Origin of the sequence: Trichocoleus sp. FACHB-591 (genome assembly GCF_014695845.1) — a bacterium.
Classification (GTDB): domain Bacteria; phylum Cyanobacteriota; class Cyanobacteriia; order FACHB-46; family FACHB-46; genus Trichocoleus.
In genome coordinates this window covers 223,172-244,429 of record NZ_JACJPA010000102.1, presented here as the reverse complement: position 1 = coordinate 244,429, position 21,258 = coordinate 223,172, and the positions used below count along the sequence as shown (strand labels likewise).

Annotated in this window: 20 protein-coding genes; 10 read left to right on the top strand and 10 right to left on the bottom strand. The window is 50.3% G+C overall.

Annotated elements, in window-relative coordinates:
- Positions 1-17 precede the first annotated feature (17 nt).
- Positions 18-2,450, top strand: a complete 2,433-nt coding sequence (gene pheT, locus H6F90_RS21175) for a phenylalanine--tRNA ligase subunit beta (protein ID WP_190554183.1) — start codon at positions 18-20, stop codon at positions 2,448-2,450.
- A gap of 6 nt (positions 2,451-2,456) precedes the next feature.
- Positions 2,457-2,726 carry a YciI family protein gene (locus H6F90_RS21170; RefSeq protein WP_190431547.1) on the top strand — a complete coding sequence of 90 codons (270 nt, stop codon included), beginning with the start codon at positions 2,457-2,459 and terminating at the stop codon, positions 2,724-2,726.
- Between the two features lie 147 nt (positions 2,727-2,873).
- On the opposite strand, the gene H6F90_RS21165 is transcribed toward H6F90_RS21170, so the two are convergent.
- From H6F90_RS21165 to H6F90_RS21155, 3 genes are read right to left on the bottom strand one after another with little or no spacing between them, the layout of a single operon-like run.
- On the bottom strand, positions 2,874-3,749 hold the full coding sequence (locus H6F90_RS21165; protein ID WP_190554182.1) for a cobalt-precorrin-6A reductase: 876 nt from the start codon (positions 3,747-3,749) through the stop codon (positions 2,874-2,876).
- A gap of 36 nt (positions 3,750-3,785) precedes the next feature.
- The gene (locus H6F90_RS21160; protein WP_190554181.1) at positions 3,786-4,535 is read right to left on the bottom strand and encodes a class I SAM-dependent methyltransferase; all 750 of its coding nucleotides are present in this window, start codon (positions 4,533-4,535) and stop codon (positions 3,786-3,788) included.
- Positions 4,536-4,586: 51 nt separating this feature from the next.
- Positions 4,587-4,766, bottom strand: coding sequence for a hypothetical protein (locus H6F90_RS21155; protein WP_190554180.1), 180 nt, complete (start codon positions 4,764-4,766; stop codon positions 4,587-4,589).
- 489 nt (positions 4,767-5,255) lie between these two features.
- On the opposite strand from H6F90_RS21155, the gene H6F90_RS21150 reads away from it, so the two are divergent.
- Together H6F90_RS21150 and H6F90_RS21145 are read left to right on the top strand one after the other, a co-directional pair.
- Complete coding sequence (locus H6F90_RS21150) at positions 5,256-7,808, top strand: mannose-1-phosphate guanyltransferase (protein WP_190554179.1); 2,553 nt, start codon at positions 5,256-5,258, stop codon at positions 7,806-7,808.
- Positions 7,809-8,128: 320 nt separating this feature from the next.
- Complete coding sequence (locus H6F90_RS21145; RefSeq protein ID WP_190554178.1) at positions 8,129-8,638, top strand: single-stranded DNA-binding protein; 510 nt, start codon at positions 8,129-8,131, stop codon at positions 8,636-8,638.
- Positions 8,639-8,725: 87 nt separating this feature from the next.
- On the opposite strand, the gene H6F90_RS21140 is transcribed toward H6F90_RS21145, so the two are convergent.
- From H6F90_RS21140 to lipB, 3 genes are all read right to left on the bottom strand, one after another.
- Positions 8,726-9,163, bottom strand: coding sequence for a hypothetical protein (locus tag H6F90_RS21140; protein ID WP_190554233.1), 438 nt, complete (start codon positions 9,161-9,163; stop codon positions 8,726-8,728).
- A gap of 443 nt (positions 9,164-9,606) precedes the next feature.
- The gene (locus H6F90_RS21135) at positions 9,607-10,512 is read right to left on the bottom strand and encodes a lysophospholipid acyltransferase family protein (RefSeq protein WP_242024565.1); all 906 of its coding nucleotides are present in this window, start codon (positions 10,510-10,512) and stop codon (positions 9,607-9,609) included.
- 42 nt (positions 10,513-10,554) lie between these two features.
- The gene (gene lipB, locus H6F90_RS21130; RefSeq protein ID WP_190554177.1) at positions 10,555-11,295 is read right to left on the bottom strand and encodes a lipoyl(octanoyl) transferase LipB; all 741 of its coding nucleotides are present in this window, start codon (positions 11,293-11,295) and stop codon (positions 10,555-10,557) included.
- Between the two features lie 159 nt (positions 11,296-11,454).
- Here lipB and hpf point away from each other — a divergent pair, with 159 nt between their 5' ends.
- Positions 11,455-12,114 carry a ribosome hibernation-promoting factor, HPF/YfiA family gene (gene hpf / locus H6F90_RS21125; protein WP_190431530.1) on the top strand — a complete coding sequence of 220 codons (660 nt, stop codon included), beginning with the start codon at positions 11,455-11,457 and terminating at the stop codon, positions 12,112-12,114.
- Between the two features lie 204 nt (positions 12,115-12,318).
- Here hpf and H6F90_RS21120 read toward each other — a convergent pair whose 3' ends face one another.
- A complete protein-coding gene (locus H6F90_RS21120) occupies positions 12,319-13,215 on the bottom strand; it encodes a metal ABC transporter permease (RefSeq protein ID WP_190554176.1) in 897 nt (298 codons plus the stop codon).
- Positions 13,215-14,024, bottom strand: a complete 810-nt coding sequence (locus H6F90_RS21115; protein WP_370588061.1) for a metal ABC transporter ATP-binding protein — start codon at positions 14,022-14,024, stop codon at positions 13,215-13,217. The genes H6F90_RS21120 and H6F90_RS21115 overlap by 1 nt, the downstream gene beginning before the upstream one ends.
- 99 nt (positions 14,025-14,123) lie before the next feature.
- Here H6F90_RS21115 and H6F90_RS21110 point away from each other — a divergent pair, with 99 nt between their 5' ends.
- From H6F90_RS21110 to H6F90_RS21090, 5 genes are all read left to right on the top strand, one after another.
- Positions 14,124-15,167, top strand: a complete 1,044-nt coding sequence (locus H6F90_RS21110) for a metal ABC transporter substrate-binding protein (protein ID WP_190554175.1) — start codon at positions 14,124-14,126, stop codon at positions 15,165-15,167.
- Between the two features lie 116 nt (positions 15,168-15,283).
- On the top strand, positions 15,284-15,988 hold the full coding sequence (deoC, locus tag H6F90_RS21105) for a deoxyribose-phosphate aldolase (protein ID WP_190554174.1): 705 nt from the start codon (positions 15,284-15,286) through the stop codon (positions 15,986-15,988).
- Positions 15,989-16,044: 56 nt separating this feature from the next.
- Positions 16,045-17,094, top strand: coding sequence for a DNA repair protein RecO (gene recO / locus H6F90_RS21100; protein WP_190554173.1), 1,050 nt, complete (start codon positions 16,045-16,047; stop codon positions 17,092-17,094).
- An 11-nt stretch (positions 17,095-17,105) separates the two neighbouring features.
- The gene (locus H6F90_RS21095) at positions 17,106-18,821 is read left to right on the top strand and encodes an MFS transporter (protein ID WP_190554172.1); all 1,716 of its coding nucleotides are present in this window, start codon (positions 17,106-17,108) and stop codon (positions 18,819-18,821) included.
- A 16-nt stretch (positions 18,822-18,837) separates the two neighbouring features.
- Complete coding sequence (locus H6F90_RS21090; RefSeq protein ID WP_190431518.1) at positions 18,838-19,998, top strand: glycosyltransferase family 4 protein; 1,161 nt, start codon at positions 18,838-18,840, stop codon at positions 19,996-19,998.
- A 23-nt stretch (positions 19,999-20,021) separates the two neighbouring features.
- Here H6F90_RS21090 and H6F90_RS21085 read toward each other — a convergent pair whose 3' ends face one another.
- Positions 20,022-20,963 carry a peptidase gene (locus H6F90_RS21085; protein ID WP_190554171.1) on the bottom strand — a complete coding sequence of 314 codons (942 nt, stop codon included), beginning with the start codon at positions 20,961-20,963 and terminating at the stop codon, positions 20,022-20,024.
- A 26-nt stretch (positions 20,964-20,989) separates the two neighbouring features.
- The gene (secG, locus tag H6F90_RS21080) at positions 20,990-21,223 is read right to left on the bottom strand and encodes a preprotein translocase subunit SecG (RefSeq protein WP_190431516.1); all 234 of its coding nucleotides are present in this window, start codon (positions 21,221-21,223) and stop codon (positions 20,990-20,992) included.
- Positions 21,224-21,258: the final 35 nt, after the last annotated feature.

The window sequence follows — 21,258 nt, the reverse complement described above, 5'->3', positions numbered from 1 at the left end:
AGTATTTAAGCAGGGCAATGCGTATTTCTCTGAACTGGCTGCGGGAACTGGTGGACATTACAATGACCCCAGAGGAACTGGCTGAAGCCCTGACGATGGCTGGGTTTGAGGTTGAAGATATTGAAGACCGCCGGACTTGGGCGAATGGGGTGGTGGTCGGAAAAGTTTTAGAGTGCCAACCTCACCCCAACGCTGATAAGTTGCGGGTTTGCCAAGTCGATATTGGTGCAGATGAACCTGCCAATATTGTCTGTGGAGCGGCGAATGTCCGAGCCGACGCTTATGTACCCATAGCAACCTTAGGCACCTATCTGCCAAACATTGACCTAAAAATTCGTCCAGCCAAATTGCGAGGCGTGCCCTCAGCAGGGATGATTTGTTCGCTGACGGAATTAGGTTTAGCCAAAGAATCGGAAGGCATTCACATCTTTACCCAAGCAGACTTAAAGCCTGGCAACGATGTACGGCCCCTCCTAGGTTTAGAAGATGTGATTTTGGATGTCACTTCGACGGCCAATCGAGCCGATGCCCTCAGCCTGGTTGGAATTGCGCGGGAAGTTGCTGCCTTTACGGGAGCCACACTGCGCCTACCTGAACCTGCCGATGTTGCAGTTCAGACGGGTTCTGCTAGCTTGACCTTAAAAATCTCTGAACCACAAGCTTGTCCGACCTACATCGGTACGATAATTGAGCAGGTCAAGATTGCTCCATCTCCAGCTTGGTTGCAGCAGCGACTCCAATCGTCTGGTGTGCGACCGATTAACAACGTGGTCGATATCACTAACTACGTCTTGTTGGAGTGGGGTCAACCTCTGCATGCCTTCGATCGCGATCGCCTACAAGCTGTAGCTGGAGGTTCTAACCTCACCCTTGGGGTGCGATTCGCGCAAACAGGAGAATCGCTTAAGACCCTAGATGGTCAGCCCCGCACGCTTCAGGAACAAACACTGTTAATTACAGCCAACGATCGCCCCGTTGCTTTAGCAGGGGTAATGGGCGGAGAGGAAACTGAAGTCCATGAAGGCACCCAAAACTTAGTGCTAGAAGCAGCGCTATTTGATCCAGGGGCTATCCGGCGATCGGCTCGTAGTCAGGGTTTACGCACCGAAGCTTCGGCTCGCTATGAGCGGGGAGTTAATCAAGCCGAGCTAACGGTTGCTTGCCGTCGCGCCTTGCAATTACTCACAGAGTTAGCCCAAGGTACAGTGGTTGCTCAAGAAACAGAAACCCGCGCGGATCAATCTTGGACCCGTTCGATTGAGCTGCGTTTGGATCGCGTCAACCAAATCTTAGGTCCGATTGAGGTCGGGGATGATGTGGGTGACTTGCCCGCTGCTGAGGTAGAGCGGACTTTAACGAGCTTGGGATGCAGCTTGGCCCCCGCGTCTCAGCCAGGAGTTTGGACGGTTACGGTGCCACCCTATCGCTACCGCGACTTAGAGCGGGAAATTGACCTGATTGAAGAAATTGCGCGGCTCTACGGCTACAACAAGTTCTGCGATACGTTACCCAACAAAACGGAACCTGGATATCTCTCCGTTGACCAAGTTTTGACTCGCAGAATCCGCGAATGCTTACGGGCTGCTGGTTTAACTGAACTCATTCAATATTCTCTGGTGAAGCCCGGTGAGGATCGGCAGGTTGCGATCGCCAACCCTTTGTTTGTGGAGTATTCAGCTCTCCGCACCGATCTGATCGCTGGTTTAATTGATGCATTCCAGTACAATTTGGAGCAAGGTAACGGTCCCCTGAATGGTTTTGAAATTGGCCGCATCTTCTGGAAAGAGGAGGATGGGTTAGCGGAGGCCGATGCGCTGGGCGGTATCCTGGGCGGCGACTCTAAAGAAGGCAAGTGGCTCCAGAGCGGTCGAGATGTATCACTGTCCTGGTTTGAAGCCAAAGGAATTCTGGACAGCGTTTTTCAGCGCCTAGATATTGCGGTGGAATATCAGCCAGATCGTCGGGACTCTCGTCTCCATCCTGGCCGTACTGCTTCTCTATGGATCAAGGGCAACCGTTTAGGAACATTTGGTCAACTGCATCCGCAACTGCGGCAAGAACGAGGCTTACCTGAGTCTGTGTATGTGTTTGAGTTGGTGCTAGATGTACTCTTAAATGAGTTAGACCAAGACGAAAATATTACCCCTGCTTTCCGTCCTTTCTCAACTTATCCACCGTCTGATCGCGATATTGCTTTCTTTGCCTCCGTACAAGTCTCTGTAGCTGAATTGCAACGCACGATTATTAAGGCGGCGGGAGATCTCCTGGATCGGGTTGAGTTATTCGATGAGTACCGGGGTGAGAGTGTACCGACTGGGCAACGCAGCTTGGCTTTCCGTTTGGTATATCGGGCTAGCGATCGCACTTTGACGGACGCAGATATTGAGCCTGTACACCAGAAGGTGCGCGAGGCTTTAGTAGAAAAGTTCCGTGTTGAGCTGAGAAGTTAATCGTTTATGCCTAAATATGTGATGCAGGGACGTTACTGTGAGAATGTCCTGGAGAAACGCGCTCCTTTTCGCCAAGCTCACCTAGATGGTCTTGCGGCTCAAAAAGCGGCTGGGACTTTGGTTACAATTGGCCCCACGAAGGATTTGGCTCAGTGCTTCGGCATTTATGAGGCGGAAGATGAGCAGACGGTTCGGCAGTTGGTTGAGGCTGATCCTTATTGGCAAAATGGGATCTGGACGGAATACAACGTCTATGAGTGGATTCAGGCGGTTTAAGGTTTAGCGCTAACTGTTTGGATCATTGGTCTTGGATCACTGCTCACAGTGTTGCTTTTGAAATCCGAACCTTGGGGGATATCCCCCAAACCCCCTTGTTGGAGGACGCAACCGTCCTCCAAACCTCCTCCAAAAGGGCGCTGGGGTCTAAAAATCGCTCTTTTCAAAGCTTGAGGAATTACAACTAAGGTGCTGATGACAGAATTTCAGGGCTGTTGCTAGGTCGCTGGTTTGTTGTGGGTATGTGATGGGGGGACGGGCGATCGCGACTAAGGGTATCCCTAATTCAGCAGCGACTTGTCGCTTTACGTCTTCTCCACCAGCAATGCCAGAGGATTTGGTGACGACTACAGAGATTTGCCAATGTTGCCACAATGCTTTCTCGAGGTCGGGGGAGATGGGAGGACGCATGGCGAACAGGCGATCGGGGGTGAAACCTGCGGCGATCGCGGCTTCAATGGCGGTGACGGAAGGCAATAATCGGGCAAATAAGGTGGCGCGCTCTTGCCAAGGCTGAAAGAGGGCTAGAGGTCGATACCCCACAATCAACAACACCCGCTGGCCCTCTAAAACATCTGTCGCCACAAGTTCAGCAAAACTCTGAAAAACTAATCCCTTCTTCTGTCCCTTTTCCTCTTCATCCTTCCTCCCTCCCCCTTCATCCTTCCCTCTCGCATCCTTCCAAACCTCTCGCTCAAATCGGAGATAGGGGATGCTGAGTTGGGTGGTGATAGCGATCGCGAGTTGGGAAATTTCCACAGCATAGGGATGGGAGGCATCCAACACTGCCACAATTTGTTGCTGTTGCAGGAAGGATGCGGCTGTCTCTACGGTTAGTCGTCCGACCCAAACTCGCAAGGGTGCATGGTTCTCTGCCCTCTCGATAGAGGAGACATAGAGCTGTTTGGCCGTTTTTGTGGTGACTGAGACGATACAAGATAATTGAGCTTCAGCGATCGCAGCGGCTAATTGAGCACTTTCTTGTGTGCCGCCGATTAACCAAATTCGTCCTTTTGCCTTCACTCAATTGCTTATCTTTTTGAGGGTCAAATCGAGGGTTCAAAACTGCACTTTATAGAGTTGAAATAACTCGCCAGCCTGGGTTTTGACAATTTTCCCGCCTGCCGCTTGAATTGTTCTTTTCCAATCCTCTAGCGATTCTAAAAACACTTCTGCACCTAAATAGGTTTCTAGAATGGCCCAGTTTTCTGCCAGGGGTGTGTCTGAATTCAATACGTCGAAGACAAAGGAGGCTCCTGGCTTCAGGACTCGCTTGACTGCGGTCATGACGGTTTGCCAGTACTCTAACGGGTAGTAGCAACTAAAGCCAGTGGCGATCGCCAGGTCAAAGAAAGCAGGCTCGTGTTTAAGTTGATGAGCGGGAGCCAGTTCTACCCCTTTGAACAGCTTGGAGTTGAGTTGGGGGCCACGGGCGATGAGCGTATCACGGGCAAAGGTGCTCATCTCTTGCCCATAAAATAAAGCGCCCCAGTCGCGCCAGGGATAAATCAAAAAGCTCACACCACAGCCTAAATCTAAGCAGCGCTGATTTTTTTGGGGTTGAGCCATCTTCCAAAACGGAGAGGCAGTTTTCGTTTGCAGGGTTCCTGCGGTCCATTCTTGAAAGATGGGCATCGCTTCTACAGCTTCTGGCAGCTCAAAGGCTTCCCGGCGATATTCGCGATCGAAACGCTGGGCAACCCCAGCAATCTGAGCTTGCCAGTTACCGCTAGAGGAACTTAACACATTAGAGAGCAGGTCGCCTGATGAAAACGCTTTCGAGGAACGGCTACTACGTTTCTCAGACATCGCCTAATTCCTCTAACGAAGCTAAATTTCTGTAAAACACTACGCTTGTTTTTAACCCTTCAGTGCTTTGGTAAAGTTTTGGCGATAGGACTTATTCACGATCAGCACTGGCCAAAGCAGCCCTAAGTAGATTCGTCCTTGGCTAAAGTTCGTCCGCCGAAAACCACTCCAGAACTTCCAGGCTCCACCTGCATAAGCACCTATCAACAACAGGCTAAGCAGTGTAGTCATGTATCTATCTCTCCCATTCACACATCAACTTTAGCTGAGCGCCTACTCTACACTCAATGTAGCTTCGATTTGCTGGAAACGTATGTTTGGTCCTGACCTGACTTGGCGATCGCCAGAAAACTTAATGAATTAAGAACTTTATGCAGCAAATCGGAGATTTCAGTATTCTGTAAGAGCATGGATACGGTCTAAAAATTTCACTTCAATCGTAAGCAGAATCTAGATTACTTTTCTCTCTGCTATTCGTTAGTTTCTAGCGCTTGAGATAGTCAATCATTGCAATCTACAAGATGGTTGACCAGAGGGAGTGACTCCGCGATCCAGTTGGTTTGCTTTGTCCGGGAAGATGGCGCTAACCCCCATGAAGCTTACCTTCTGGAGGATACCCACAGTCTTACTGCCATAGGAGACTAGAGAACACGAGTCATTTGACGACTGAGTACGGCACGGGAATAAAAACTAGGAAGTAAAAACTAGGAAGGAGGATTTATGCGAGCAGTGCTGATGGCCGGAGGCTCAGGGACGCGGCTCAGACCGCTAACTTGTGATCTTCCTAAACCCATGGTCCCGATTCTAAATCGACCGATCGCCGAGCACATTGTTAATTTATTAAAGCGGCATCGTATCACTGAGATTATTGCGACGCTGCATTATTTACCTGATGTAATGCGGGATTACTTCCAAGACGGCAGTGATTTTGGCGTACAAATGACTTATGCCGTAGAGGAAGACCAGCCTTTAGGAACGGCAGGTTGCGTTAAAAATATTTCTGAATTACTTGATCAAACATTTTTAGTAATTAGTGGTGATAGTATCACCGACTTTGATTTAACTGCTGCCATTGAATTTCATAAACAAAAGCGATCAAAAGCAACTTTAGTATTGACCCGTGTGCCCAACCCAATTGAGTTTGGAGTTGTCATTACTGATGAAAAAGATCGCATTCGACGCTTTTTAGAAAAACCTTCAACTAGCGAAATTTTCTCGGACACTGTTAATACTGGTATCTATATTTTGGAGCCAGAAGTTTTAGGCTACCTACCCAACAATCAGGAGTCTGACTTCTCTAAAGATCTCTTTCCTCTACTCCTCGAAAAAGACGAGCCAATGTATGGCTATATCGCTGAGGGATATTGGTGTGATGTAGGCCATTTGGAAGCTTATCGAGACGCTCAATACGATGGGTTGCAACAACGGGTCAAGCTGGACTACGCCTATGAAGAGCGATCGCCCGGTATCTGGATTGGTCAAAATACCCACATCGACTCCACTGCCAAAATTGAAGCGCCAGTGCTAATTGGGCATAACTGCCGAATTGGGTCGAGAGTCCAGATCAGTGCTGGCTCTGTCATTGGCGACAATGTCACCGTGGGAGCCGACGCCGACTTGAAGCGGCCCATTATTTGGAACGGAGCGATCGTCGGAGAAGAAGCTCATCTGCGGGCCTGCTGCATTGGCCGTGGTACCAGGGTGGATCGTCGCGCCCATGTGCTGGAAGGAGCCGTGATTGGTTCACTCTCCATCATTGGGGAAGAAGCTCAAGTTAGCCCCAACGTCCGCATCTGGCCCAGCAAGAAAGTTGAGTCCGGAGCGACGCTCAACATCAACTTGATTTGGGGTCATGCCGCTCAGCGCAATTTGTTTGGGCAGCGGGGTGTCTCTGGATTAGCCAACGTCGATATTACGCCAGAGTTTGCAGTGAAGCTGGGTGCAGCTTATGGTTCTACCTTGAAACCAGGCGCACAAGTTACGGTTTCTCGCGATCAGCGCAGTATTTCTCGGATGGTGTCGCGATCGCTGATTGCTGGCTTGATGTCGGTCGGCGTTAATGTTCAGAACCTAGAAGCCACAGCGATTCCCGTGGCTCGGACGGCAGTGCCTACCTTATCGGTGCGGGGCGGCATTCATGTACGAGTGCATCCAGAGCGAGCCGACCACATTTTGATTGAGTTCTTTGATCAAAAAGGCATCAACACTTCTAAGGCGCAGGAGAAGAAAATTGAAGGTGCTTATTTCAAGGAAGATTTTCGGCGTGCCTTAATTCACGAGATTGGCAATGTCGTCTACCCCAGCCAAATTATTGACATTTACAGCACTGCCTTTGAGAAGCACATTAACATCGAGGCCGTGCGGCACAGCAGCTCTAAAGTCGTGATCGACTACGTTTATGCCGTATCTGGCGCAGTCCTACCACAGCTGTTGGGCAAGTTTGGTTGCGATGCCGTCGTGTTAAATGCCAGCCTCAGCCAGAACTCACCAACCACAGCCGATCGCGAGGGCTTGCTAAACCAGTTAGGCCACGTAGTGGAAGCGTTACGGGCCACCTTTGGCGTCCAAGTTTCTGCCAATGGCGAGCAGATGATTTTGGTGGATGAAGCAGGCATTCCGATTCGCGGAGAAATGCTGACTGCCTTGATGGTAGACATGATGCTGACCAGCCATCCACGCAGCACCGTGGTAGTGCCAGTCCATGCCTCTAGCGCTGTTGAGCAAATTGCGCGTCGTCATGATGGCAAAGTCATTCGCACAAAAGCTAACCCGACCGCTCTCATGGAAGCCTGCCATACCAACTCTCATGTCATCCTGGGTGGCAGTGGCGAGATGGGCTTTATCTTCCCGCAACTGCATCCTGGTTTTGACGCCATGTTCTGCATTGCCAAGATGATTGAGCTGCTAACCTTACAGGAGCGCTCCATTAGTCAAATTCGGGCCGACTTACCACGGGTTTGCCATCGCACTTATACCGTTCGTTGCCCCTGGACGGCGAAGGGAGCTTTGATGCGGCACTTGGTAGAAATCCATTCAGCGGAGAACTTAGAGCTGGTCGACGGCGTGAAAATTTTCAACAATCAGCACGAAAGCTGGGTTCTGATTTTACCGGATGCAGGAGAACCGTTAGTCCATATTTTTGCCAACAGTGATGACCGTGGTTGGGTAGACGAAATTCTGCGCGAATATCGTGGGCGAGTCCAAGACTTTGTCGATCGCGAGGAAGGGAGGGAAGATTCCAAAACTGAATCTTACAGCCTCTTGCAAATGTAGCGGATAAACGTTATTAGATGGCAAAAGCTTTGTCTAGCCTGAGTCTGCTGCCTGTTGAGGTGCCAATTTACTTCTACAGCTGCGATCGCCGTCCTAACGGGTACTGCAATTTCCTAATTCAACCTCCAATTCAAGTACGAATGTACTAAAATTAAGATCAGAGGACTGGTAGCTGAGATTGAGGAAAAGCTGTTTTCAAGCCCCAAAAAATCACTTAACTCTTAGGATGTGATCTATTAGGGTAAAGCATGAGTCACGATTGATATAACAGTTCCTGTCGCCCTAAACTGAACTCCCTGGGATTAGGAGAATTTTGATCTATGAATAGCTGTATCTTGATGGCAGAGATTATCCAAGACCCGCAGCTGCGCTACACATCTGATACTCAAACTCCGATCACGGAAATGATAGTGCAGTTTTCCGGGTTGCGGGCAGATGACCCCCCAGCCACCCTTAAAGTCGTGGGATGGGGCAACCTGGCTCAGGAAATTCAAGAGCGTTATCACCAAGGCGATCGCGTGGTGATTGAGGGTCGGTTGAACATGAATACAATTGAGCGGCCCGAAGGCTTCAAGGAAAAACGTGCTGAGTTAACGGTGCAGCGCATCCACAGCTTAGATGGTAGTTCTAGTAGTGCTGCTGTTCCTGCCGCAACAACAACCACTAGAGTCGCACCTGCACCCGCCGCTGCTCGCACACCCGCTGCCACTACGGCTAACCGAGCTGTGCCCGCCGTGAGTACTCCTGACGCTGCCCCTAGAGCGGCCACAAAATCTAAGCCTCCAGCTCCTCCGGTTGCGGAACCAGACTACGACGACATCCCTTTCTAGCTCCAAGCGCTAGCACCATCTAGGTCATCTCTGTCAGAGCATCAGTTGTACTTCTGGTGCTTATTTTACTTTGCCTATTTTGTTTGCTCAGAGAAAGTCTTGTAGAAACTCAAACGGATCATCATCCCAGCAGGGCTCTGGCCAACGGGTGAGCAGATTGCGGATGATATCTGTCTCAACATCGTGAATATCCTCTCGCTCAAATAGACCACCCAGAGCCGTTAAATCCCGTTCTCGCATGGGTGCTAGAGGAGCCGCATAGCTATCGAGCAGGCTAGCAAAGCCCTCGTATTCTGCTTCAGGCTGAGGCGATCGCCAACTCCCTGCGTCAGAGGTTTGAGTAGGGACAATTCCTAGCGGCCCTATTCGCTCTGGGGTCAAGGATGGAGCTGACAGGTTGGCTCCGTATCTTGATTTAACTGCATTTAGTCGTCGAGCGGGGGTAGAACGGGCCGCTTGAGTGCGTAAGAGATTCAACTCTGCCGGAAACGAGGTGGCATCGTCCGTGGAGGAAGGATTAAACATGGAGTGCACCAAATAACCGCCTCAATGCAGTCGCGCAGTCGAGCGGAGGAAAATTCACTGAAGCATGGCTTACAAGGTCTAGGCACCAGAGTTGAAAGTAGGTGCAGCCATGTTGCGTTTTTTCAGTAGATGCAAAGCCTGATTAGCTCTTACAGCGGCTTGATGAATCTCACACCCAAAATTTGCTCAAGCAGTTCAAGCAGTTATACAGGTTTAGCGCTGTGATGACCTGATTGATTTTGTACTTTCCCTGTCCTCAACCTTACATCCCCCCACCAGGGAATGAGCAACCAAAAGTTACGTTTTTTCACGTATTCTCATTGCTCATATTGTTACTAAACATGTAGTAATCCTACTGGATGAATTTGCTGAGGCTACGGCAAAAGCATCAAGACTAAAGCTTAATAGAGAACCGAGGGCTGCGAACTCTGTCTAAGGTAGAGCTAACGCTGGGGCGATCGCTTAGCTGCTGCCACTTCTGCCACCAATCGGTCTAGCTCAGCCTGCATTTGAGCGCAGACTTGCTGATAGCAGACTTCTACGTAAGCGCGATCGCTAGCAGCCGCTCGACCAGAGCGCTCGAAGACAATCGGAGCACAAACACGAGTATGAATTTGTACCGGAAGCGGAATATTTGGTACAGGCCCAATGCCGAGTCCCCAAGGCAATCCCAAGTACAGGGGAAACACTACTGGGTCGATCCCTAGTAACCAAGGCATGCCCCACTCGTGTAGTTGCCGCGCTTGCTCATAAAAATCTCCTAGGACGAAGAGGGTATCGTGTGCTCCCTCCGAGATCACGGGGACAATCGGTACACCTTCCCGCAATGCTAATTTGATAAAGCCTCGTCGTCCTGCAAATTCTATTTTGTGCCGCTGATTGTGAGGCCGAAACACATCTTCTGGACCTCCGGGATAAACCAATACTGCTGCGTTGCGACGGAAGGCAGCGATCGCCATTTGTGGATGGGCAATCACGGCCCCAATCTGAGCCGCAGCGGGCGCGACTAAAGGAACAGGTGCCCGCCAAACACTCGGATGCATCAAGCCATAAGCTAAACGCTCTGGTCCAAAACGTTGCACCCAGTCATACAAAAACATAAACATGTCAGGAGCAGCCAACCCGCCGTTGTGGGAGCCGACAATCAGCATTGGGCCTTGCTGAGGCAGGTGGTGCCAACCATCTGTCCGCACTCGAAAATAATGGTGATACAGCCAACCCCAAATCGGCATCCAGGCTTGAATGGCTTGAGGATCGCGGTCTTCTAAGGACCAACCATCAAAGCGATGAGTAGCATCAGGGCGATCGCTAGCGGAACGGTAAAGAAAGGGGTTTAAATCGGGAAACAATGGCTTCTAACTGCTTTATTCAATCAAATTGCGTTCTTTAGCCTAGTCTAGAGCCTCACCTGTTGCCAAATCCCAAGGGGTGAGGTCATGGGTCGTAGGTTGTACTAGCCTGACCCCAAGCACCTGAGCAAAGGCGATCGCTACTTGTTGTTGCACCTGTTCCAGATTTACGTCAGGCACAAACTCAGCCAAGCTGCCCACAGGCTTATCAGTAATGCCACAAGGCACAATATTTTGAAACCCTGTTAGATCTGGGCAAACGTTGAGCGCGAAGCCATGCATCGTAATCCAACGGCTGACTTTAATCCCGATCGCCGCTACCTTGCGTCCTTCTACCCAAACTCCTGTCAAACCTGCGTAGCGCTCTCCCTGCAATCCATACGCTGCCAACACTTGAATCAACACTTCTTCTAGCTGCCGTAAATACCAATGTAGGTCTTTGCGATAACGGTTCAGGTTCAAAATGGGATAACCCACGACCTGTCCTGGACAGTGATAGGTGACCTCTCCTCCGCGCTCCACTCGGCACAACTGCAAGTCAATTTGAGCGGGATCGAACTTAAGAAAATCTAAGCTGGCACCTTGGCCAAGGGTATAAACGGGGGGATGTTCTAACAGCAGCAACACATCGCTGAGTTCTGGATCTTCGCGCCGTTGCGCTACGAGCGATCGCTGCCAAGCCCAAGCCACCTCATAGGGCACCAAACCGGGTGTGTAAAGCCAGCAATCTTGGTAAGGCAAGCTTGGTACGGAGACACTGGATGGGGATGTACTTAATTCCATTAGCAAAAGCAAGCGAAATTTAACGCAATTTTAGAGTTTGTGTAAAGCGGCGAAATCAAGAATTATCAACAGATGCAAAAGATTTTAAAGGCCCCTGTTCTCCAGAATACAAAGTGCTAGGGTGAGACTAACACCCAAATTCCAAGGGGAGGAAGCTCTATGAAGCTTGTTATCCAGGGCAAAAATATCGAAATCACCGATGCGATTCATGAGTATGTGCATCAGAAGATTGAAAAGGCGGTTAACCACTTTCAGAATCTAATGACCGAAGTTGACGTGCATCTGTCTGTGGCCCGCAACCCCCGGATAAACCCCACTAAGCAAACCGCAGAAGTTACGATTTACGCCAACGGTACAGTCATTCGCGCCGAGGAGAGCAGTGAGAACCTATACGCGAGCATTGACTTAGTTGCCGACAAAATTGCTCGCCAACTCCGCAAGTTCAAAGAGAAGCGGCAAGACAAAAACCACACGCAAATTCGTACAGGTGTAGTGGTCGATCAACTGCCAGTGGAGACTTTGATTGGCGATCGCACCCCAGAACTACCTGAAGACGTAGTTCGGACCAAGTATTTCGCCATGCCGCCGATGACCATCCATGAAGCCTTGGAGCAGCTAGAGCTGGTCGATCACGACTTCTATATGTTTCGGAATGCTGAGACGGGTGAAATCAACGTGGTTTACGAACGGAATCACGGAGGCTACGGTGTGCTTCAGCCTCGCAATACGAACGGCCAGATCTCCACGAATGGCAAAAATGGCAAGACCGCCCATAGTGATCAGGCTGTGACAGAAAAACTCGATTCTGCGAAGCTATAACCAGCTTCTCGCCAACCAGTTCTATACCAGAACCCAGGAGGAAGGATGAAACTAGCATCTTTCCTCCTTTTTATATTTTTGGGTTGCCGCTGATTGAAGCCAGAAGGCACAAGACGCACGAGGGGCGATCGCGATGGCTTCGGCAATGTAACTTAACAATTTATAAAACATTTTGTTAGGCGATCGCGACTTAGTCACAGATAGCTAACTCGATCCGCGCAATAGCCCCTTCAACTCCCGCCATAACAATGGTTCACCTCGTTGAGCTGCGGGATATGTAAAAACTCCTTGCGTTGGGCTAAACAGAAGCGCTAACAAAAATAGCCCCGACACCACCAAAACAATGGCAGGGCCAGAAGGCACGTTGTAGAAATAACTGAGATACATGCCGCTGACACTCGCCACAATCCCAATGCCTGCTCCTAACCACATGACGCTGTGTAACCGCTGCACCAGCAAATAAGCCGTAGCGCCTGGGGTAATTAAGAGCGCCAGCACTAAAATGACGCCTACGGTTTTCATGCTGGCTACGATCGTCAGGGCAATCAGCACCATCAAGCCGAAGTTCAACAGGTTCACGGGTAAACCTGCGGCTTGCGCTCCCAAGGGGTCGAACGTGTAAAAAAGTAATTCTTTATAAAGCAGGACAACTACCAGCAAGACAAAAGCCGAAATCAAGGCTGTATCTAAGACTTCCTGCCGCGTTACACCCAAAATATTGCCAAACAGAAAGTGATTCAGGTCAATCTTGTTGTCTTTTTGAATCAGCGTAATCAGCGTCACACCAAGGGCAAAAAAGGCCGAGAACACAATCCCCATCGCGGCATCTTCTTTAATGGGCGATCGCGCCCGAATCCAGGCGATCGCCATTGTGCTGAGCACGCCCGCAATGAATGCCCCAACAAAAATATTGGCTCCTACCATGAACGCGATCGCTAAACCAGGCAGAACCGAATGGCTAATCGCGTCTCCTAATAAAGCTAAGCGCTGCACCATCAAGTAACTGCCCACAACCGCACAAATCAGCCCCACCAAGACCGCAATCACCAGCGATCGCTGCATAAACTCGTACTGCAACGGCTCTAGCAGTGCCTGCAACATTAGGCCGCTTCTCCCGCATGGAATACCACTTTGCCGCCGTAAGCGCGATAGAGATTTTCAGTGCTGAGCACCTGTTCACGCGGACCACTCGCAATTAATTCTGTGTTGAGCAAAATCAAGTCATCAAAGTGCGTAATCGACTCGCCCAGGTCGTGATTAATCACCACCACCACTTTGCCTGCGGCGGCCAGCTCATGAAAAATTTGGAAAATCACATCCTGGGTTTTTTGGTCAATACCGACGAAGGGTTCATCGAAGCAATAAATATCAGCTTCTTGGGCGAGCGATCGCGCCAAAAATACTCGCTGCTGCTGCCCTCCAGAAAGTTGCCCAATGGGACGATTCCGATAAGCACTCATGCCTACGCGATCCAAAGCGGCTGCGGCTAAATGCCGACTGGTGGTAGAAAAGCGACGGAACCACCCTGTCTTACGCACCCGCCCCAGCATTACTACATCCCAGACGGTCGCAGGGTAAGTCCAGTCAATCTGCGATCGCTGCGGCACATAAGCCACTCGCGCTAGTTGCTCGGCTAGCGGCTGATCACCGAGTAAAACCGTACCGTGATTGGCTGGTACCAACCCCAGCATGGCTTGTAGCAGAGTGCTTTTACCCGCACCATTGGGGCCAATAATCCCAACTACCCGCCCAGGGTGAATTACGAAATTAATATCTCTGAGAGCCTGTACCGCTCGGTACTGCACCGCCAACTGGCGCACCGAAATCTTATGACTGCCATTCATATAGACTATTTGTGCATCTGGACCCTGGGTTGAACCTGTATCAAAAGGCGGGGGTTGAGTCTTCATGGCAGCGTCTCCACTCAGCCTAAGCAAAAATGAAAGGAATATGAAAATAGGGTAACTTAAAAAATGAAAGGAATATGAAAATAAATATTGACTTCTCATATGATTACTGCTCCACATCGCCCCCAAAGCGGTCACCCCCAAAGCGGCTATAAGATTCATAGTTACGGACAGGCGATCGCGGGCCTCTTGCTCAGTGTCTGGTTAAGTGGCTGCAATATCGGTTCTCAGCCTGCCCCTAACCAATCTGCTGCCAACGGGGCGGTTAAGCCCAGCGTAGTTTCTACCAGCACTATCCTGACCGACTTAACCGCTCAGATTGCCGCAGATGAAGTGCAACTAATCGGCATCCTCGAACCTGGAACCGATCCACATGTTTATGAACCTGTACCAGCAGACAGCCGAGACTTAGAAAAAGCAGATTTAATTTTTTACAACGGCTATAACCTGGAGCCAGGTCTAATTAAGCTGATGAATGCCGCTGGGGGGCGGGCCCAAAAAGTTGCCGTGGGCGAAGTTGTCCCACCATTGCAGCTTCAGAAAGGCCAGAGAGAAACTGTCCCCGATCCCCACGTTTGGGGCAATGTCAAAAATGTCATGCAGATGGTCACGGCCATTCGTGATGCCTTAATTGAACTTTCACCCGACGATCGCGATCGCTTTACCCAGAATGCCGCTCAGCTCACCGCGCAGCTAGAAGAGTTGGACCAATGGATTACTCAACAAATCCAAACCATTCCCCCAGAAAAACGGCGCTTAGTCACCACTCATGATGCCTTTCAGTATTATGCTCGCGCCTACAATCTCGATATTATTGGCACCCTAATTGGCATTAGCACCGAAGAACAACCGAGTGCTCAGACGGTGCAACGCTTGGTTGAATCCGTGAAGTCGGCTCAAGTACCAGCCATTTTTGCCGAAACCACGATTAATCCAGCTCTGATCAAAACCGTAGCTCAAGAGGCAGGCGTACAACTCGCCCCGCGATCGCTTTACTCAGACTCTATTGGTGCTGCGGGGAGTGATGGCGACTCCTACATCAAAATGATGGTGGTTAATACTCAGACTATTGTTGAGGCGTTGGGTGGCAAGGTCACCCCCTTTCAACCAAGCCACAGGCCACAAAGTACTAATCAAAAGCCATAACCTGCAATTGTACTTATGGGCGATCGCCAAACTTTTCACGATTAGGCGTTAAACCTGAGCGAATGTCTTAACTTTCTGATACAAGTGGAAGATAAGCTTCTAGTGAAGAACCAGTAATGGCTGCATCTGAGATAGATATTGACCTTGCGCCGTTTATTGACCACACCCTGCTCAGTCCAATCGCTACACCAGAACAGGTCGAGCAGTGGTGTGATGAGGCAATACGCTTTAATTTTGCAGCAGTTTGCGTTTACCCCATCTTTGTGCGCCAAGCCACCCATCTCTTGCACAACAAGCGACCAAGAGTTTGCACAGTGATTGGTTTTCCTACAGGTGCTACCACCTCTGCCGTCAAGCTTTACGAAGCTCAAGAGGCTGTAGATAACGGAGCCACTGAATTAGATGTGGTGCTGAATTTAGGCTGGCTCAAAACTGGCAAAACCAACGAATTATTTCAAGAAATTGCCGCTATCCGTGAAGCGACCGACCAAACAATTAAAGCCATCTTAGAAACCACCCTCCTCACTCCTCCCGAAAAGCAGACGGCAACCGAGATTTGTATGGATGCTGGAGTAGCCTTTCTCAAGACCAGTACGGGATGGCATGGGGGAGCAACTGTTGAGGATGTCCGCCAATTAAAGGAAATGACCCGCGACCGAGTGGGAATTAAAGCATCGGGTGGCATCCGCACCGCCCAGCAAGCTTTGGATTTAATTGTGGCAGGGGCAACTCGCTTAGGTACGTCTCGCAGCATCGATCTCCTGCGTCAGCGCGATACCCTAGAGGGAGTAAGAGGTAAGGGGCAGGAAGCTGACGGTTAGCGACCCTGACTTTTTGTTGCCGCTCTCTTGCTTGTAACCCTTGCCTTGACTTCTGTATGAGTCGAACTTATAAAGCCACTGGAATTAATCTCAAGGGTGCTCCTCTCGGCGAGTCCGATCGCTTGCTCACTGTTTTGACGCGGGAACATGGGTTGATTCGGGTTGTGGCACCAGGGGCGCGCAAGCACCACTCCAAACTGGGAGGGCGCAGCGGCTTGTTTGTCGTGAACGAATTACTGATTTCAAAGGGGCGATCGCTCGATAAAATTACACAAGCAGAAACCTTGGAATCCTATCCAGGTTTAAGCCAAGACCTAGCTAAGTTAACTGCCAGCCAGTACTTAGCAGAACTGGTCCTCTGTCAGGCGTTGAGCGATCAACCTCAAGAAGAGTTATTTTGCCTATTCAACGAACACCTTTGTCGCTTAGAAAGTTTATCCAGTAGCAGTGCAGGCAACGGTTTAGCATCGTTTGGTGTATTGGCCCATCTAGCTCAAGCAGTCTTTCACTTACTCGCTTTGGCAGGGGTCGCACCTCAGGTACAAACCTGCTGCGTGACTCAACGTCCTCTCACTCCAAACCTAAACGACGATAACTGGCGGATTGGCTTCAACATGGCTGCGGGTGGCGCAATTGATTTGGCAGAACTAGAGCATTTAGGCGAAGGTGCTAGAGTACCGTCTCGCATTAAAAACGCTGGATTTCAGACTACCAAAGGCACTCAGGGCAACACCTCAAAACCAATCCTGCGCGATCGCCACTCGCCTACTGTGACTACGATGGCTCCATCTACAGGTCAGGCGATCGCTGCTGCCCCTGCCAACTACCACGTTGTCAATCATCAGCAAAAATCTTCCGTTCCCAGTCTCCAACTCAACGCAGTTGAACTATCTCTCCTGCAACACCTGGCTCAACCTGAACTCCTTCAGTTAGATGCATTCTCTCTAGAGTTAGAGCAAAATGCCTTTAACACCTCGGCTTATCAAGCTGCCTGGCTGAAGGTTGAGCGGATTTTACGCCAGTGCGCTCAGTATCATTTCGATCGCCCGATTCGTTCCGCTGCCTTGATTGATACCTGTTTCCTGTCTGTGCCAACTGCTCCCTAACTGCCTCAATTATGATGCGATTGTCGGATTCTGATTTGCAACTGCTGGCTTTGCCATCCCTCAGCCATGCCAATTCTGGGATGGCCCATTCTGAAATGGAAGCTAGTAACCGCTATCATTCTCAGCAAAATGGCGATCGCGATGCCGATCCGGAAATGGGTCCAGCGAAATACCATTCAGCTCACAATCGCCTCTCTCAAGAGGAGTTGGCAGAAATCACCAAGACAGAGCAGTGCAAAGATGTTGAACTTGCCCAAGGCGTTGAACCAAACACATCTGCTGGCGGTCTTGAGGGGCCTAATACGCTCGCAGGATTAGCGCCTCTTCCAGGGGTCAGCTCCTTGCCCACTAGTAATGGCTCAACTAGCAATGGCACTTCTCCCAACCTTGAATCTTCTACTGATCTATCAGAGGATTTTGAGCAGGGATTTTTACCAGTGCTCAAAAATCGTAATTTCCTAGCCTTGTGGAGTGGCCAGGTTTTTTCGCAATTAGCTGACAAAGTCTACTTAGTCCTGATGATTGCGCTGATTGCTAGCCGCTTTCAAGCCGAAGATCAAACCATCAGCGGTTGGGTGTCTTCGATCATGATTGCCTTTACCATCCCAGCCGTCTTGTTTGGGTCTGTCGCCGGAGCCTTAGTCGATCGCTGGCCTAAGAAGCCTGTGCTGGTAATCACCAATTTGCTTCGGGGAGGATTGGTCTTAACGTTGCCCCCGCTCCTATGGATTTCTCAAGGTTGGGCACCCCTTGGAGGCTTTCCTATTGGCTTTGGCATTTTATTAGGGGTCACCTTTCTCGTTTCCACCCTGACCCAATTTTTTGCTCCGGCTGAGCAGTCAGTGATTCCCTTGATGGTGGAGCGGCGACATTTGTTATCCGCTAATTCCCTCTATACCACCACCATGATGGCCTCTGTGATTATTGGCTTTGCTGTGGGAGAGCCGCTGTTGGCGATCGCGGATCATCTTACGGCTCAAATTAGCGGGGGCCTAAATATTGGCAAAGAACTTGTCGTCGGTGGCGGCTATGCGATCGCCGGGATCATTTTGCTGATGCTGCGAACAGGTGAAAAAATTACTGTTCCCGAGCAAGCATCTCCCCACATTTGGCAAGACGTGCGTGAGGGACTAGATTACTTAAGGCAGCAAACCCGTGTCCGCAGCGCTCTCATTCAACTAGTCATTCTATTCTCAATTTTTGCGGCTCTAGCCGTGTTGGCCGTCCGTTTAGCAGAAGTGATTCCAGGGATTAAATCTTCTCAGTTTGGTTTCCTACTCGCTGCTGGCGGTGTTGGCATGGCAGGTGGAGCCACAATTTTAGGGCAGTTTGGGCAACGCTTCTCTCACAATCAGTTGAGTTTGATTGGCTCGATTGGCATGGCAGCTTCCCTGCTCGGCTTAGCTCTATTTACCCATCAGCTTTGGCCAGTCTTGGTACTACTTACCTCACTAGGTGGTTTTGCGGCCATTGTAGGGGTGCCGATGCAAACCACGATTCAAGAAGAAACGCCTGAAGAAATGCGTGGCAAGATTTTTGGCTTGCAAAATAATGCTATTAATATTGCCTTGACTTTACCGCTTGCCTTAGCGGGGGTGGCAGAGACATTCTTGGGTCTGCGGGCTGTATTTGTCAGCTTGGCACTGTTGGCGATCGCAGGAGGGCTCCTGACCTGGTATATTTCCCGTACAGGATCAAATCCGTTAGCCAACACTGACAAATCATAGGTTGACACTCATCTGAATGCACATTGCTTGGCTTGGAAAAAAATCGCCCTTCTGCGGCAACGTTACTTATAGTCGGGAAGTTACCAATAATCTGCTAGATCGGGGATACCAGGTCAGCTTTCTGCACTTTGCACAGGAAGAAGACACTCCAGCAGCCTGGTCAGACTATCAGGAAGTCTCTATTCCCTTTCTTTATAAGTCTCAGGTTTACACCATTCCCACCCTCAAATCCAGCAAAGTTCTGGCGCAGGCGCTCCGGGAACTCAAGCCTGACCTAGTCCATGCTTCCTTAACGCTATCGCCTCTCGATTTTTTGCTGCCAGAGATTTGTGCTGAGCTAGATTTGCCCTTGGTGGCTACCTTTCATCCTGCGTTCGATCGCAGGCGTAGACTAACTTCCAGTACTCAGCACTTGACCTACCAGCTCTACGCGCCTTTCCTAGCTAACTACGATAGCGTCATTGTCTTCTCTGATATTCAACGAGATTTGTTGGTGCGCTTGGGCGTTTCTCCCGACAGAGTGGCAGTGATTCCGAATGGAGTTGACGTTCAAAAATACTCCCCCGGTCCTTCCCGTCTGAAAGCAGAGCTAAAGGCCCAGCAAATTTACGTTTATCAAGGCCGCATTGCTCTAGAGAAGAACGTCGAGTCTTTATTGCGCGGCTGGAAACAGGCGAATATGGGGCCTGAGTGCAAGCTAGTCATTGTGGGAGACGGACCCCTGAGACCCTCACTAGAACCATTCTACGGTCCAGATGCAGGCATCATATGGTTGGGGTTTGAAGCCGATGAGCAACGCCGCATCGAGATTTTGCGCGGTTCAGATGTATTTATTTTGCCTTCTTTTGTAGAAGGGTTGTCGCTGTCCCTGCTAGAGGCAATGGCCTGTGGCGTTGCTTGTATCGCTACGGATGCTGGGGCAGACGGGGAAGTTTTAGCGGGAAATGGAGTCAGTGGGGATGCGGGCGTCATTTTGAAGCCTCAAGGCGTGCATGGACAATTACGCCACATTTTGCCCATGTTCCGTAACTTACCGGAACTGGCGGCTTTGCTAGGCCAAAAGGCTCGCCAACGCGTGCTAGAACGCTACACCCTCAATGGCAACATCACGCAAATAGAAGAGCTTTACGCCCAGGTATTACAACGAGGGCGGGTCCAAGTTGGTAGCCGAGTTTAGTCAGCATATTGAGGGGTCAGCTCTCAGCTAAGGGGTACTGCGGCAGCAGGTAGAGGCCAACCTAGCCGGGTGGGCTGCTGATAAACTCGCTTCAAGGTGCTGATATCTCTAGGAGAAATAGCTGCTGGCTGACGCACCTGCGAAAAATAAAGGGCATCGGTTTGCAACGGGCTATGTCCCCACAGCCCCAAAGCATGGCCTAGTTCGTGACGGGCTGCTGCTTGGATGTATTGGGCTGTTTGGCTCGGACGCAACCAAATCTTGCAACGATGAGACAGTACAGGTGAAGTATTACCAGTTTGCTGGGCATAAAGTTCGTAGCGAGTTTCGGCGGAGCGGACTCGGTAATTGCGATCGCTCGGTTTCGGCCCCTCTTTGGGTAAAGGAGGTGGCGATCGCCAAATGGTAATATCTGCTTGCTCTGGGCGATCGATTAGCTGCAACGGTAGATAAGCTTGCCATTCCGTGACTGCTTGGGTCACTACCCGCGTCCAGACTTGAGCTGAAGATTCTGGTTTTGCGGCTGCCCCAGTTGATGTGGTAGTTACTGGCGACTCAACGTAAACCTTGATCGGAAACTGAGACCAAATTAAAGCGCCGATGGGTAGCGGCTGAATTTGGTCAAAATAGTCACCCTGGTTGGAGCGATCGCGCCAACTCGCCAATGTGCTTGGCAAGGAATGCACTTGTAGGGGCGGCAGGGGCGGAGACGGAGTTGTTGGCTGAGCTAGCAGAGGCCCGGATAGAATTATCTGCACTAGAGGCGGCTGGGCTGACTCAAGGGCGGCAATGGGACCAAGCCAGGAGGTACTGAGTACGATAAGCACAATGGTTCCTAAGCCCAGCCAGACGCCTTGGCTAAATTGCTTGAGTTGGCGATCGCCTGAATGCGCGGAACCCCTCTGAAGAAAAAGCGATCGGCCTCTGCGTAACAGTAGAACCAATCGCCTTTGTAACCAATACATAACGCTCAATGTGCTCTCAAATGATGCTACCGATTAAACCATCCCGCACTCAGACCCACGGTTAAGGCCATAAAGACCACGACTAAGGTCCAGGTAACCCGGTTCAAGGTAGTTTCAGCACTTTTAGTACTGGTAAAGAGTTGAGCTTGTCCACCAATACCTCCCAACCCATCCCCTTTAGGGCTGTGGAGGAGGACCAAAATAATAAGGCCGAGCGCCGACAAGGCCCAGATTGCCTGAATGATGTAAGTTAGTGTCATCGCAGCCAGCTCAATTGCAATAAGTTTAACGGAAC

Coding starts and splice junctions, on each gene's coding strand:
- lipB (WP_190554177.1), bottom strand. CDS start 11,295: ATGGAATTAAGTACATCCCCATCCAGTGTCTCCGTACCAAGCTTGCCT.
- H6F90_RS21150 (WP_190554179.1), top strand. CDS start 5,256: ATGCGAGCAGTGCTGATGGCCGGAGGCTCAGGGACGCGGCTCAGACCG.
- H6F90_RS21090 (WP_190431518.1), top strand. CDS start 18,838: ATGCACATTGCTTGGCTTGGAAAAAAATCGCCCTTCTGCGGCAACGTT.
- H6F90_RS21115 (WP_370588061.1), bottom strand. CDS start 14,024: ATGAAGACTCAACCCCCGCCTTTTGATACAGGTTCAACCCAGGGTCCA.
- H6F90_RS21120 (WP_190554176.1), bottom strand. CDS start 13,215: ATGTTGCAGGCACTGCTAGAGCCGTTGCAGTACGAGTTTATGCAGCGA.
- secG (WP_190431516.1), bottom strand. CDS start 21,223: ATGACACTAACTTACATCATTCAGGCAATCTGGGCCTTGTCGGCGCTC.
- deoC (WP_190554174.1), top strand. CDS start 15,284: ATGGCTGCATCTGAGATAGATATTGACCTTGCGCCGTTTATTGACCAC.
- H6F90_RS21085 (WP_190554171.1), bottom strand. CDS start 20,963: ATGTATTGGTTACAAAGGCGATTGGTTCTACTGTTACGCAGAGGCCGA.
- H6F90_RS21140 (WP_190554233.1), bottom strand. CDS start 9,163: ATGTTTAATCCTTCCTCCACGGACGATGCCACCTCGTTTCCGGCAGAG.
- H6F90_RS21160 (WP_190554181.1), bottom strand. CDS start 4,535: ATGTCTGAGAAACGTAGTAGCCGTTCCTCGAAAGCGTTTTCATCAGGC.
- H6F90_RS21095 (WP_190554172.1), top strand. CDS start 17,106: ATGATGCGATTGTCGGATTCTGATTTGCAACTGCTGGCTTTGCCATCC.
- recO (WP_190554173.1), top strand. CDS start 16,045: ATGAGTCGAACTTATAAAGCCACTGGAATTAATCTCAAGGGTGCTCCT.
- pheT (WP_190554183.1), top strand. CDS start 18: ATGCGTATTTCTCTGAACTGGCTGCGGGAACTGGTGGACATTACAATG.
- H6F90_RS21110 (WP_190554175.1), top strand. CDS start 14,124: ATGATTACTGCTCCACATCGCCCCCAAAGCGGTCACCCCCAAAGCGGC.
- H6F90_RS21145 (WP_190554178.1), top strand. CDS start 8,129: ATGAATAGCTGTATCTTGATGGCAGAGATTATCCAAGACCCGCAGCTG.
- hpf (WP_190431530.1), top strand. CDS start 11,455: ATGAAGCTTGTTATCCAGGGCAAAAATATCGAAATCACCGATGCGATT.
- H6F90_RS21155 (WP_190554180.1), bottom strand. CDS start 4,766: ATGACTACACTGCTTAGCCTGTTGTTGATAGGTGCTTATGCAGGTGGA.
- H6F90_RS21170 (WP_190431547.1), top strand. CDS start 2,457: ATGCCTAAATATGTGATGCAGGGACGTTACTGTGAGAATGTCCTGGAG.